Raw genomic sequence first — 12731 nt, 5'->3', positions numbered from 1 at the left:
GTCGTGTGCCTGAGGCAACGGGATAGAGGGTTGCTGGGCACACGACTCCGCCTACCGCCTCGGACATGCCGAAGTGGCGGACCTTGCCGTCCTCGATGAGCTCCTTGACGGTCCCGGCGACGTCCTCGTCGGTGGGTCGCGTCAGGCGGTCTCACCCGTCGGGCGCGCGGCGCCCGACGAGTCCCTGAGCACGAGGTGGGTCGGCAGCCGCAGGCGGTGCGGGGACTCCTCGCCGTCGGTCTCCTTGAGGCCCGGCGACGACTTCAGGAGCTCCAGGAGCAGCTCGACCGCGAGCCTGCCGGCATGGGCGTCGGGCCCGCCGAGGGTGGTGAGGGTGGGGGTGGTGAGGTCCGCGGCGAAGATGTCGTCGAACCCGATCACGCTGACGTCCTCGGGGACCCGCAGCCCCCGCGCCGTCAGCCGCCGCATGATGCCGATGGCCAGCAGGTCGTTGTGCGCCACGATGGCGGTCGCCTCCGTGCGCAGCGCGCTGTCGGCGGCGGCGCCGCCGTTGACGACGGTCGGGGTGTAGGGGCCGATCCGGTGGGCGCGCAGGCCGTACTCCTCGGCGGCGCCGCTCAGGGCCGCCCACCGGGCGGCGCCCATCCACGAGCCCGGCGGCCCCGCGCAGTAGGTGAAGCCGCCGTGCCCCATGGACGCGAGGTGCTCGAGGATCTGGCGGCAGCCCGACGCGGTGTCCATCGCGACGCTCGGCAGGGGGTCGAGCTCGCGGTCGACCAGGACGACGTGGTGCTTCGCCGCGAGGTTGCGCAGGTCCTGGCTCGGGAGCCGGCTCGCGGCCAGGATGAACCCGTCGACCGAGCGGGTCAGCGCGCGGATCTGGTCGCGCTCGATCGTCGGCGACTCCTCGGCGTTCACGATCACCAGGGTGTTCTCGGCCGCCTTCGCCCGCTGCTCGGCGCCCCGGATCAGCTCGAAGAAGTGCGGGTTGGCGATGTCGGAGATGACCATCGCGATCGTCTTGTGCCGCCCGGTCTGGAGCGCGCGGGCGTGCGGGTTGGGGACGTAGCCGAGCTCGTCCGCCGCGGCGAGGACCCGTTCGCGGGTCGCGCGCCCGACCCGCTCCGGCTTGCCGAAGGCGCGGGAGACGGTGGACGGGGCGACCCCCGCCCGGCGTGCGACGTCGTAGATCGTGGGCTGCTGCACCCGGACATCAAGCCACGTGGTTGGCAACTATGGCAACCGATTGCACTTGTTTCCACGAGGTTTCTAGAGTTCCACGAGTTGTGACCGGGGCCACAGTCGCTGTGCGCCGGGACGGAAGGGAAGAGACAGTGAGCACGAACGAGCCAGAGCCGACCGCGCCGCCGCCGGCGCCTCCCCGGCACCCGGCGCTGCACCGCGCCGTCCGGGTGATCACGGCCGTCGAGATCGGCGTCGCCGGGCTGGCGACCGCGGTCATCTTCGTCCTCGTCCTGGTGCAGGCCGGGCAGCGCTACCTGCCGATCGACGGCTGGACCTGGACGGGCGAGCTGGCCCGCTACTGCCTGGTCTGGCTGACCTTCACCGCCACCGGCGTCCTGGTCACCCGCGACGGCCACATCGCCCTCCAGATCGTCGACCAGATCAAGTCCGAGCGCGTGGTCCGCGCCATCCACGTCCTCGCGCTGGCGATCGTCGCCGTGATCGGGGTCGGGTTCGCTGCCGCGTGCTGGTCCCTCATCGAGGAGTCCGGCCAGCTGACGACGCCCGCCATGGGGCTGCCGGTGAAGTGGATCTACGTGCTGCCGCTGCTCGGCTTCATCAGCACCGCGATCCGCGCCTCCGTCGCCGCCGTGGACGTCGCGCTCCACGGCGTCCGGGAGGCCTCGCACTCCGACGAGCTGGCGATCCAGGTGAACGGCCCCGGCCAGGAGGTCACACGATGACCGTCGGACTGCTCCTGCTCGCCATCGCGCTGCTCCTCGTGCTGCGCGTGCCCGTCGCCTTCGCGTTCCTCGGCCCGGGCCTGGCCTACCTGATGTTCACCGGTCAGTCCCTCGGCCTCGCCATGCGACTGATCACCAACTCCACGGCCAGCTTCCCGCTGCTCGCGGTCCCGCTGTTCGTGCTGCTCGGTGCCACCGCCAACCACGCCGGCATCGCCGACCGGCTCTTCGACTTCGCGCTCGCGCTGTTCGGCAAGGTCCGCGGCGGCCTGGGCTACGTCAGCGTCGGCGTCAGCCTCGGCTTCTCCTGGATGTCCGGCTCCGCCGTCGCCGACGCGGCCGCGCTGAGCAAGGTCGAGATCCCGGCGATGCTCCGCAACGGCTACTCGCGGCGGTTCGGGATCGGCGTGGTCGGCGCCTCCGCGCTGATCGCCCCCGTGATGCCGCCGAGCATCCCGGCCGTGATCTATGCCGGCCTCGCCGCCGTCTCCACGGGGGCGCTCTTCGCGGCCTCGGTCATCCCGGCCCTGCTGATGGCCGTCGGCCTGTGCATCGTCGTGTTCATCCAGGTACGACGCCAGCCGGACATCGTCCACACCGGCTTCTCGTGGAGCCGCCTCGCCGAGACCGGCAAGCGGGTGGTCGGCCCGGCGCTCGCGCCGGTGATCATCCTGGGCGGGATCCTGGGCGGCTACTTCACACCCACGGAGGCCGCCGCGGTCGGCGCCTTCTACATCCTCGTCCTGGGCTTCTTCTACCGCACGCTCCACGTGCGCGACCTGCCCAAGATCTTCGCCGAGACCGTGATGACCACCGCGGCCATCATGCTGATCGTCTCGTCGGCCTCTCTTCTGGGGTACGTGCTCGCCCGCGAGCGCATCCCCCAGCAACTCTCGGAGTTGGTGCTCGGGTTCACCGACAACGGCACTGTCTTCCTGCTGCTGGTCGCAGTGCTCATGCTGATCCTGGGCACGGTGGTCGATCCCACCGCCGTCCTGGTCCTCGTGGTCCCGATCCTCATGCCGATCGGACTGCGCCTGGACGTCGACCCCATCGTGCTCGGCGTCCTGATGATCCTCTCCCTCATGATCGGGCTGCTGACCCCTCCGGTCGGCACGGTGCTCTACGTGTTGAGCTCGGCCGTCAAGGTCCCCGTGGGCGAGGTGTTCAAGGGCTCGCTGCCCTTCATAGTCCCGCTCGCCGCCATCTGCCTGGGGATCATCTTCTTCCCCGGGATGGTGACCTGGCTGCCGAACCAGCTCGGCCTCTGACGAGTGGGTGTCGCCCGTGACAACCAACCCCAGTAACCCCAGTGACGTGCGTCGAGGCACGTCGGTAAGGAACGTCATGACCCACCACCGGAGTATCCACCGCACCCTCGCGGCGACCGCCGTGGTCGCGCTGCCGCTCGCCCTCCTCGCCGCCTGCGGCGGTGACGACGACTCCGCGAGCGGCGACAGCGTCGAGCTGACCCTCGCCCACTCCTACACCGAGGACCAGCCGCAGCACACCTGTGGCGCCGAGGTCATCAAGAACGCCGTCGAGGACGCCGACGTGGGCGTCACCATCGAGATCTTCCCGGCCAGCCAGCTCGGTGGCGACGCGGACCGGATCGCCTCGGTGCAGTCCGGCGACATCGACATCGACATCCAGGGCGCGAGCGCGCTCGCCGCGGTCTACGACCCGGTCGGCGTCATCGACGCGGCGTACGCCTTCCCGGACGCCGCCGCGCTCGAGGAGTACTTCAACTCCGAGTCCGCCGACCAGCTCAAGTCGGACTTCAAGGACGCCTCTGACGTCTCCATCCTCGGCGCGTGGTCGGCCGGCGCGCGTCAGTTCACCGCCAACGAGCCGATCCGCGAGCCCGAGGACCTCGACGGGCTCCGGATGCGCTTCCCCGGCTCGCCGCAGTTCCTGCTCAACGCGCAGGCCCTGGGTGCGAAGGCGACCGAGGTGGCCTACGAGGAGCTCTACCTCGCGCTCCAGCAGGGCGTCGTGGACGGCCAGGAGAACCCGATCGTCAACATCGACGCGTCGAACCTGGTCGAGGTGCAGGACTACCTCAGCATGTCCAGCCACGCCCAGAACTCGAACCTCATCGTCGCGGGTCCCCGGTACGACGACCTGAGCGACGAGCAGAAGCAGGCCGTGGACGACGCGGTCGCCGACGCGGTCTCCCAGATGCCGGGCTGCGTGGAGGAGGCCGAGCAGGAGACCCTCGCGAAGTGGGAGTCCGACGGCTCGATCGAGATCGTCGACGACGTCGACGTCGAGGCCTTCTCGGAGCAGACCGACGCCTGGTTCCGCGCGAACCTCGAGGGCGACTCCCTGGCCGTCTACGAGTCGATCAAGGACGCCCAGGAGTGATGACCGACCACCCGGAGGCGGGACCGGCCGTGGTCGCGACGTACCGCGGGGGACTTCCTGCCGACAGCCTGGGGCCGACGCTCACGCACGAGCACCTGTTCGTGCTCAGCCCCGAGCTGGACCGCGACTACCCGCACCCCGAGTGGGACGCGGACGTCGCGGTGGAGCAGGCGGTCGCCGGGCTCGAGGAGCTGTACGACCTCGGGATCCGGACCGTCGTCGACCTGACGGTGCCCGGTCTGGGGCGCGACGCCGGGCTGGTCGCCCGGGTCGCGGCCCGGACCCGGGTCAACCTGGTCGCCTCCACCGGGTGGTACGCCGACGAGGTGCTGCCGCCGTACTTCCGCACCCACGGTCCGGGCCGCCTGGTCGGCGGCCCGGACCCGGTGGCGGCCCTCTTCCGCAAGGACGTCGTCGAGGGCATCGGCGAGACGGGCGTGCGCGCCGGCATGCTCAAGGTGGTCACCGACGAGCCCGGGTTCACCCCGGACATCGAGCGGGTGATGACCGCGGCCGCCGCGGTGCACGTGGAGACCGGGGTCCCGGTCACCACGCACAGCAACCCGCACCGCCGCAACGGCCTCGACCAGGCCCGGTTCCTCCTCGAGCGCGGGGTGGCGCCGGACCACGTGGTGATCGGCCACAGCGGCGACAGCGAGGACCTGGACTACCTCCTCGCCCTGCTCGACACCGGCGTCACGCTCGGCATGGACCGGTTCGGCATGGCGCACACTGGCAGCGACGAGAAGAGGGTCGGCGTGGTGCTGGCCCTCCTCGACCGCGGCCACGCCGACCAGCTCGTCCTGTCCCACGACAGCGCCTACTTCAGCCGCGTCACCCCGCCCTCGTGGCGCCGCGTGCACACACCGGAGTGGACGCACGACCACCTCAGCCGTCGGGTGCTCCCCGAGCTCCTCGCCCGAGGCGCGACCCAGCAGGACCTCGACACGATGATGATCCACAACCCCGCCCGGCTCCTCGCCCCCGCGACAGGGGTGTCGACATGAGCGCCGCCACCACGTTCCGCGTGGGGCTGCTCGGCCACGGCATCGGGCCGTCGCTGACGCCCGCGATGCACGTCGAGGAGGCCACGCTGCTCGGCCTCGACTACACCTACGAGGTCTTCGACCTGCTGGACCGGCCCGACGTCGACCTCGGCGCCGAGCTGACCCGCCTGGAGGAGCTCGGCTACGCCGCGGTCAACGTCACGCACCCGTTCAAGCAGCAGGTGCTGGCCCACGTCGACGAGCGCAGCGACGCGGTCGCCCGGATCGGTGCCACCAACCTGGTCCTCCTCGGGGAGCGCCGCGTGGCGCACAACACCGACTACCGCGGCTTCCTGGGCGGCCTCGAGGGGTTCCTCGGGGAGCGTCCGCGGGGGACCGTCCTCCAGGTGGGCGCCGGTGGCGCCGGCCTGGCCACCGCCTGCGCGCTGATCGACCTCGGCTTCGAGCGGATCGTCGTCCACGACCGGTCCGAGGACGCCGTCGGCCGGCTGATCGACCGCTTCCAGGGCAACGTCCACCTGGCCACCACCGGCGGCGACCTCGCGCCGTGGCTCGGGCGCGCCGAGGGCGTGGTGCACGTGACCCCGACGGGGATGCGTGAGCACCCCGGCATCGCCTTCGACGTCGACCTGCTCGCCGAGGACGGGTGGGTCGCCGAGGTCGTCTACCGGCCCCTGGAGACCGAGCTGGTGCGACGCGCGCGGGCCCGGGGCCTGGCCACCCTCGACGGCGGCGCGATGGCGGTCGGCCAGGCCGTCGAGAGCCTGCGCCTGATCACCGGCCGCGACCCCGACGACGACCGCGTCCACGCGCACTTCGAGCGGCTCATCGCCGCCGACGCCGGCTGACCGCAGCCCGACCCCACGAGGAGCACCCGTGACAGCCGTCCACGTCATCAACGGACCGAACCTCAACCTGCTCGGCCGGCGCGAGCCGGCCGTCTACGGCCACGAGACGCTCGCGGACCTCGAGGCGCGCAGCCGGGAGGTGGCGGCGGGGCTCGGGCTCGACCTCGACTTCCGCCAGAGCAACCACGAGGGCGAGCTCGTCGACTGGCTGCAGGAGTGCGGTGCCGACGTGGCCGCCGGTCGCAGCGTCGGCGCGGTGCTCAACGCCGGGGCCCTCACCCACACCTCCGTCGCGCTCCGCGACGCGGTCGTCGGGGCCGAGGTGCCGCTCGTCGAGGTGCACCTCTCGAACGTGCACGCGCGGGAGCCGTTCCGGCACCACTCGTACCTCTCGCCGGTGGCGCGCGGGGTGGTCGTGGGACTCGGCCCGCTCGGCTACGAGCTCGGGATCCGCGCGCTCGCCGGGGCGACGGGCGGTGCCGCGTGATGCGCCGCTCGATCGCGACGGTCTGCCTGAGCGGCAGCCTCGAGGAGAAGATGGACGCGGCCGCCGCGGCCGGCTTCGACGGGATCGAGGTGTTCGAGCCCGACCTGGTGGTGGGGGAGCTGAGCCCCGAGGAGGTGCGCGCCCGCGCCGCGCGGCTCGGGCTCTCGCTCGACCTCTACCAGCCGTTCCGCGACTTCGAAGGCGTGGACGACGCCCTGCTGGCGGACAACCTCCGCCGCGCCGAGGCCAGGTTCGCGGTGATGAACCGCCTGGGCGTCGACACCATCCTGGTCTGCAGCAACGTCGCCACCGCGACCATCGACTCCGACGAGGTCTCCGCCCGGCAGCTGCGGACGCTCGGCGACCTGGCGGCGTCGTACGGCGTCCGGGTCGCGTTCGAGGCGCTCGCCTGGGGGCGGTACGTCGACGACTACTGGCGCGCCTGGCAGATCGTCGAGCGGGCCGACCACCCGGCGATCGGCACCTGCCTCGACAGCTTCCACATCCTCTCCCGCGGGCTCGACCCGAGCCGGATCGAGCAGATGGACCCGGAGAAGATCTTCTTCGTCCAGCTCGCCGACGCGCCCGCGCTCTCCATGGACGTGCTCAGCTGGAGCCGGCACCACCGGCTCTTCCCGGGCGAGGGGGCCTTCGACCTGGGTGCCTTCGTCGCCCACCTCGACCGGGTGGGCTACGCCGGCCCGCTGTCGTTGGAGGTGTTCAACGACGTCTTCCGCCAGACCGACACGCGGCGCACCGCCGAGCACGCCTACCGGTCGCTGGTGTGGCTGGAGGACCAGGCCGCGCGCGTGGTGGGCGAGGGGACCCGGATGCGGACGATCCCCGAGGTCCAGGCGCCGACCGGTCTGGACTACGTGGAGGTCAAGGCGGAGGACACCAGCGAGGTCGAGACGTTCCTGGAGCAGCTGGGGCTCACGTTCCGCGGGCAGCACCGCACGAAGGCCGTCCGGCTGTGGTCCTCGGGCGAGGTACGGATCGTCCTGAACGAGCAGCACGCGCGCGACCAGGAGCCGACCCTGGCGGGCGTCGGGCTCCAGGTCCACGACGCCGCCGCCACCGCCGCGCGTGCCGCGGCGCTCGGGGTGCGGCCGGTGCCGCGGCGCACCCAGGCCGGCGAGCAGCGGCTCACCGGTTTCGCGGCGCCGAGCGGCCTGGAGGTCTTCGTCAACGACGACCCGGTCGCGGGCGAGCCCGCCTGGGTCGAGGAGTTCGAGCACGGGTCGGCGGAGCCGTCCGACGCCTTCGGGCGGGTCGACCACATCAACCTCGTCCACACCTGGGCCGAGCACGACGAGGCGATCCTCTTCTGGACCAGCCTGCTCGGCCTCCACGCGCCGGCCGGGACGGAGGTCGCCAGCCCGCAGGGGCTGGTGCGCAGTCAGGTGATGCGCTCGGCCGACGGCGCCGTGCGCCTGCCGCTGAACGTCGCGCCGGCCCTGACCAGCCACTACCCCGAGCACGTGGCCCTGACCTGCGACGACATCGTCGCGGTCGCCGCCGCGGCCCGCGAGCGGGGCCTGCCCTTCCTTCGGATCCCGGCGAACTACTACGACGACCTGGCCGCGCGGTTCGGCCTGCCGGAGGACGAGGTCGCGCGGCTCCGCGCGCACGACCTGCTCTACGACCGGGACGCCGGCGGCGCCTTCCTGCACTTCTACACCCCGCGGGTGGGGCGGCTCTTCTTCGAGGTCGTCCAGCGGATCGGGGACTACGACGGGTACGGCGCCGACAACGCACCGGTCCGGCTCGCCGCGCAGGCCCGGCACTAGTCCGCGCGCCGCCCGGGCGGTCAGGGCCGCAGCACGTACCTGCCGACGGCCCGGCGCGCGGCGATCAGCCCGAGCACCTCGCCGGCGTCGGCCAGCGGGCCAACGGGGCGACGGTCGGCGCCTCGACGAGCTCGAGCTGATCCGGGTCACCGAGCTCCCTGCAGACGATGCGGTGCATCGGGTGGATCTCCCCGCGACAAGCGACGGTCGATGCGGAAACATTGTTCCGAACTATGATCAGAATAGTATTGCCATGAGACGCACGCCACCTCCATGATGGGCGGGTGCCACGTGAAGTGAGCGCCATCACACCGGGCGGCGGGGCCCCGAGACGAGCGAGGTGCCATCACGAACGCGACGGTCGCTGGCAACCAGTCGACGAGCGGGAGCGGAGTTCCCGGTCGGCGGTGTCCTGCCCTCGCTCTGCGCGGGCCTGCTGCAGTACGACGCGGCGGCCGGCGAGATGACGGCGCTCACGGAGTACGAGGAGATCGGCGGCTACGCCATCGGCGACGCGAGCTGACCCTGAGACGACCGGCTGGCACGACCGGCTGACACCACCCGCCGGTGGGCGGCGCCGTGGGGGCGCCGTCCACCGGCCCGCTCCGTTTCCGGAGCACACCGAGCCCACAGATCCACGAAGAGAGGTCGACCACCATGCACCCCGATCAGGAAGCGCAGGCACCGGGAGCGAGCGGGGAGGGGGACCGTGTCCTGGCGATGCCGGGCCTGTTCATGGACGTGCCCCTCACGGTGGGGCTGATCGCCGAGCGGATGCGCACCGTGAACCGCGGCGGACGCGTGGTCACGCTGCTGGACCCGGAGACCGGCGCCACCTCGGAGGCGACCTACGGCGAGGTGGTCGCGCGCGCGGGCCGGCTGGCCAACGCGCTGGCGCGTCTCGGCGTGGGGCCAGGGGACCGGGTCGCGAGCCTGGCGTGGAACAACCGCCAGCACGTCGAGACCTACTTCGGCGTCATGGGCATGGGCGCGGTCCTGCACACGATGAACCTGCGGCTCCACGCCGACCAGCTCGCCTGGACCGTCAACCACGCCGCGGACCGCGTCGTCATCGTCGACGCGTCCCTCCTCGACCTCCTGGTACCTGTCCTCCCGCAGCTCACCACGGTGGAGCATGTGATCGTGGTGAACGAGCCGGGTGAGGCCATGCCCGGCGCGGCGCCGGCCGGCGCGCTGGACTTCGAGGCGCTGCTCGCGGCCGAGGCCCCCGGCTTCGCGTGGCCCGACCTGGACGAGCGCTCCGCCGCGTCGCTCTGCTACACCTCGGGCACGACGGGCGACCCGAAGGGCGTGCTCTACAGCCACCGCGCGATCGTGCTGCACGCCCTCGCGATGACCGGCACCGACCAGTACGGGCTGACCCGCGACGACCGGGCGCTCGCCCTGGTGCCGCTGTTCCACGCGATGGCCTGGGGCATGCCCTTCGTCAGCGGGCTGGTCGGCAACGACCTGGTCCTCCCGGGCCCGCACCTGAGGCCCGACGCCGTCGCCGGCCTGATCGAGCAGGAGCGCGTGACCTGGTCCAGCGGGGTGCCGACACTGTGGACCGACGTGCTCCGCCTGGTCACGCAGCGCGCCGCGTCCGAGTCCCCGATCGACCTCTCGACGCTGCGGATGGTGCTGTGCGGCGGGACCGCCGTGCCCGAGCACCTGATGCGTCAGTACGACGAGCTCTTCGGCGTGGACATGGTCCAGGGCTGGGGGATGACCGAGATCTTCCCCGGCGCGACGGTCGGCCGCGACGATCCGGGACTGCCCGACGACGAGCGGTGGAGCCGGCGCCGCGCGCAGGGCCGGCTCTCGCCGCTGTACGAGGTGCGCCTGGTCGACTTCGACGGCACGGTGCAGCCGATGGACGGGGTCGCGGTCGGCGAGATCGAGATCCGCGGACCGGTGGTGACCGGCGCCTACTTCGGTGACCCGGCCGACGGGCCGTCGAAGTTCGACGACGGCTGGCTGCGCACCGGCGACGTCGGCACCGTGGACGAGGAGGGCTGGGTCCGCATCACCGACCGGGCCAAGGACGCCATCAAGTCCGGCGGGGAGTGGATCTCCTCCCAGGACCTCGAGAACGAGATCATGGCGCACCCCGCGGTGCGCGAGGCGTCGGTGGTGGCGATCCCGGACGAGCGGTGGGGCGAGCGGCCGCTGGCGTACCTGGCCGTCGACAGCCCGGTCTCGCCCGAGGAGATCCGCGCGTTCCTCACCGACCGGGTGGCCAAGTGGTGGATCCCCGAGCACTACGCGTTCATCGAGGCGATCCCGCGCACCAGCACCGGGAAGTTCGACAAGAAGGTGCTGCGGGGCCTGGGGCACGGGACCGGCGCCGCGCCCGCCGAGGCGCAGGCGTGAGTGGCGCCGCCGCACCGGCGATCCGGGCGATTCAGGCGATCCGGCTGATGCTCTCGCGCAGGCGGCGGACGCTGCCCATCACGTGCTCGAGCTCCTCCTGGCCGAACACCCAGCGCACGGCGCCGGCGTAGAAGACGTCCTGGGCGAGCTCCATGTAGAGCCGACGCGCCTCGTCGGCCTCCGCCGGTGCGTCGGGGTCGCTGTTCCAGTAGGACCAGTCGACCCCCCGCTGGGAGGCGACCACCGATGGGTCGTTGGTCATCGTCGAGCGCACCCAGAGCGCGAGCATGTTCGGCTCCTCGCAGATCGCCGCGATCAGGCCCTCCTGGCGCGCGAGCATGCGCTCGCCGGGCGTCGCGTCGGCCAGGTCGTCGTCGACCCGCTTCCGGGCGCGGCCCAGCATGAGCGACGCCCAGGCGACGGCGGCCCGGTAGGCGAGGTTGTCCCGCGACTGGAAGTACGTGTAGATGCTCGCCAGTGACGCCCCGGAGCGGGAGGTCACGTCGCGCATCTGGATGGCGTCGTACCCGCCCTCGCGGGCCAGCTCGATCGTCGCCAGCAGGATGCGCTCGTAGCGGGCCTGCTGGTTCTTGCGGGGCGCGGTCCAGAACCGGTGCAGGTCGGTGACGCCGGCGCCGACCGACTGGGCGAACGCCACGACCTCGTCGCTGGGGTCGGTGTGGGTCTTCACCGCGTACGGGGCCTCCACGATCACGCCTCTCCACTCCAGTCGCGGCGTCGGGCCGCTGCTCCAGACCATCATGGCCGACGGGGTCGCCCGCCACTCCTCAGACCACCCCGGGCGCGGGCGTGTCGTGCTCGCGCGGGCCGCTTGACGCCTCCCGGGTGGGTGAGTAGCGTCACATTCTATCAGAACAACGATAAGAACGCCGTTTCCAATTGAGGCGGCGGCGTACACCTGAAGGGGCCCTCCTTGCTTCCCACTGCCTACGTCATCTCCGGCGCGAACGAGCTCACCGCCGTCGGCACCTCCGTGCCGGAGGCCCCGCTGCCGGGGCATGTGATCGTCGAGATCGCCTTCACCGGCGTCTGCGCCTCGGACATCGATGCCTACCGCAAGGGCTACCCCTACAGCCCGACCCTCTCGGGGCACGAGTGGTCCGGCGTCGTCGCGGCCGTGGGGGAGGGTGTCGTTGACCTGGCCGTCGGTGACCGGGTCTCCCGCACCACGATGCCCGCCTGCGGCACCTGCAAGATGTGCAAGGTCGGCCATCGGGACCTCTGCGACTTCTTCTCGCTCGGCTCCCAGGCGACGGCTCCCGCGCATGGCGCCTACACCTCGCACATCCAGGTGCCGGCGGGTGGGCTGATCCGGCTGCCCGACGGCATGTCGCTGGAGGAGGGCGCCATGCTGGAGCCCGCCGCGGTGGCCTACCACGCGGTCCGGCGCAGCCGCGTCGAGGCGGGGGACACCGTCCTCCTGGTCGGCGCCGGCGTGATCGGGCTGTTCACGATGCAGGTCGCGCGGGTCTTCGGTGCGACCGACGTGGTGGTGGTCGAGCCCGACGCCGACCGTCGGGCCGTCGCGCTGGGGCTGGGTGCCACCGCCGCCTTCGCGCCGGACGACCCGGCGCTGCTGGAGACCCTCCACGGGCTCACTGACGGCCGCGGCGCCGACGTCGCCTACGAGTGCGCCGGTCAGGGGTCGAGCCTGATGAGCATGGTGACCTACCTGCGCCCGGGCGGGCGGTTGATGATGATCAGCGCGCCGACGGCGGTGGTCGAGGTCGTCCCCGCGCTGTGGACCAGCAAGGAGCTCGACGTCCAGACCTCCCGTGCGCACTCGCGGGACGAGTTCGAGGTCCTGGTGCGGCTCTTCGAGCGGGGGCTGGTCCGGACCACCGGGGTGACGACCGAGGTGGTCCCGCTCAGCACGCTGCCGCAGGTGTTCGAGCGCATCGTCGAGTACGGCGCGGCGCACCGGGTCCTCGTCGACCCGCGGGGGTAGC

12 protein-coding genes are annotated in these 12731 nt (G+C 72.1%); 10 read left to right on the top strand and 2 right to left on the bottom strand.

The window, feature by feature from the left end; all coding sequences use genetic code 11:
* Positions 1 to 141 precede the first annotated feature (141 nt).
* Positions 142 to 1167 carry a LacI family DNA-binding transcriptional regulator gene (locus tag ABLM29_RS04900; RefSeq protein WP_349712794.1) on the bottom strand — a complete coding sequence of 342 codons (1026 nt, stop codon included), beginning with the start codon at positions 1165 to 1167 and terminating at the stop codon, positions 142 to 144.
* A gap of 128 nt (positions 1168 to 1295) precedes the next feature.
* Between ABLM29_RS04900 and ABLM29_RS04895 the strand changes: the two genes are divergently transcribed.
* The 9 genes from ABLM29_RS04895 to ABLM29_RS04855 all read left to right on the top strand — a co-directional run bounded on the left by ABLM29_RS04895 (position 1296) and on the right by ABLM29_RS04855 (position 10761).
* Positions 1296 to 1889 (top strand): TRAP transporter small permease, encoded by a 594-nt coding sequence (locus ABLM29_RS04895; RefSeq protein WP_349712793.1) that lies wholly within the window; start codon positions 1296 to 1298, stop codon positions 1887 to 1889.
* Entirely contained in the window at positions 1886 to 3160 is a 1275-nt protein-coding gene (locus ABLM29_RS04890; RefSeq protein WP_349712791.1) for a TRAP transporter large permease, read from the top strand. Before ABLM29_RS04895 ends, ABLM29_RS04890 begins: the two co-directional genes overlap by 4 nt.
* A gap of 76 nt (positions 3161 to 3236) precedes the next feature.
* The gene (locus tag ABLM29_RS04885; RefSeq protein ID WP_349712789.1) at positions 3237 to 4256 is read left to right on the top strand and encodes a DctP family TRAP transporter solute-binding subunit; all 1020 of its coding nucleotides are present in this window, start codon (positions 3237 to 3239) and stop codon (positions 4254 to 4256) included.
* Positions 4256 to 5263 (top strand): phosphotriesterase family protein, encoded by a 1008-nt coding sequence (locus ABLM29_RS04880; RefSeq protein WP_349712787.1) that lies wholly within the window; start codon positions 4256 to 4258, stop codon positions 5261 to 5263. The genes ABLM29_RS04885 and ABLM29_RS04880 overlap by 1 nt, the downstream gene beginning before the upstream one ends.
* Entirely contained in the window at positions 5260 to 6111 is an 852-nt protein-coding gene (locus tag ABLM29_RS04875; protein ID WP_349712785.1) for a shikimate dehydrogenase, read from the top strand. Before ABLM29_RS04880 ends, ABLM29_RS04875 begins: the two co-directional genes overlap by 4 nt.
* Before the next feature lie 28 nt (positions 6112 to 6139).
* The gene (gene aroQ, locus ABLM29_RS04870) at positions 6140 to 6598 is read left to right on the top strand and encodes a type II 3-dehydroquinate dehydratase (RefSeq protein ID WP_349712783.1); all 459 of its coding nucleotides are present in this window, start codon (positions 6140 to 6142) and stop codon (positions 6596 to 6598) included.
* Complete coding sequence (locus ABLM29_RS04865; RefSeq protein WP_349712782.1) at positions 6598 to 8388, top strand: bifunctional sugar phosphate isomerase/epimerase/4-hydroxyphenylpyruvate dioxygenase family protein; 1791 nt, start codon at positions 6598 to 6600, stop codon at positions 8386 to 8388. The genes aroQ and ABLM29_RS04865 overlap by 1 nt, the downstream gene beginning before the upstream one ends.
* Before the next feature lie 340 nt (positions 8389 to 8728).
* On the top strand, positions 8729 to 8911 hold the full coding sequence (locus ABLM29_RS04860; RefSeq protein WP_349712780.1) for a hypothetical protein: 183 nt from the start codon (positions 8729 to 8731) through the stop codon (positions 8909 to 8911).
* 197 nt (positions 8912 to 9108) lie between these two features.
* The gene (locus ABLM29_RS04855; RefSeq protein WP_349712778.1) at positions 9109 to 10761 is read left to right on the top strand and encodes a long-chain fatty acid--CoA ligase; all 1653 of its coding nucleotides are present in this window, start codon (positions 9109 to 9111) and stop codon (positions 10759 to 10761) included.
* Between the two features lie 31 nt (positions 10762 to 10792).
* On the opposite strand, the gene ABLM29_RS04850 is transcribed toward ABLM29_RS04855, so the two are convergent.
* Entirely contained in the window at positions 10793 to 11476 is a 684-nt protein-coding gene (locus ABLM29_RS04850) for a TetR/AcrR family transcriptional regulator (RefSeq protein WP_349712776.1), read from the bottom strand.
* 219 nt (positions 11477 to 11695) lie between these two features.
* Between ABLM29_RS04850 and ABLM29_RS04845 the strand changes: the two genes are divergently transcribed.
* On the top strand, positions 11696 to 12730 hold the full coding sequence (locus ABLM29_RS04845) for a zinc-dependent alcohol dehydrogenase (protein WP_349712774.1): 1035 nt from the start codon (positions 11696 to 11698) through the stop codon (positions 12728 to 12730).
* Position 12731 lies beyond the last annotated feature (1 nt).

The sequence above is a fragment of the Nocardioides sp. YIM 152588 genome, from assembly GCF_040191335.1.
In the GTDB taxonomy this organism is placed as follows: domain Bacteria; phylum Actinomycetota; class Actinomycetes; order Propionibacteriales; family Nocardioidaceae; genus Nocardioides.
This window is presented reverse-complemented; position numbering and strand designations above follow the sequence as displayed.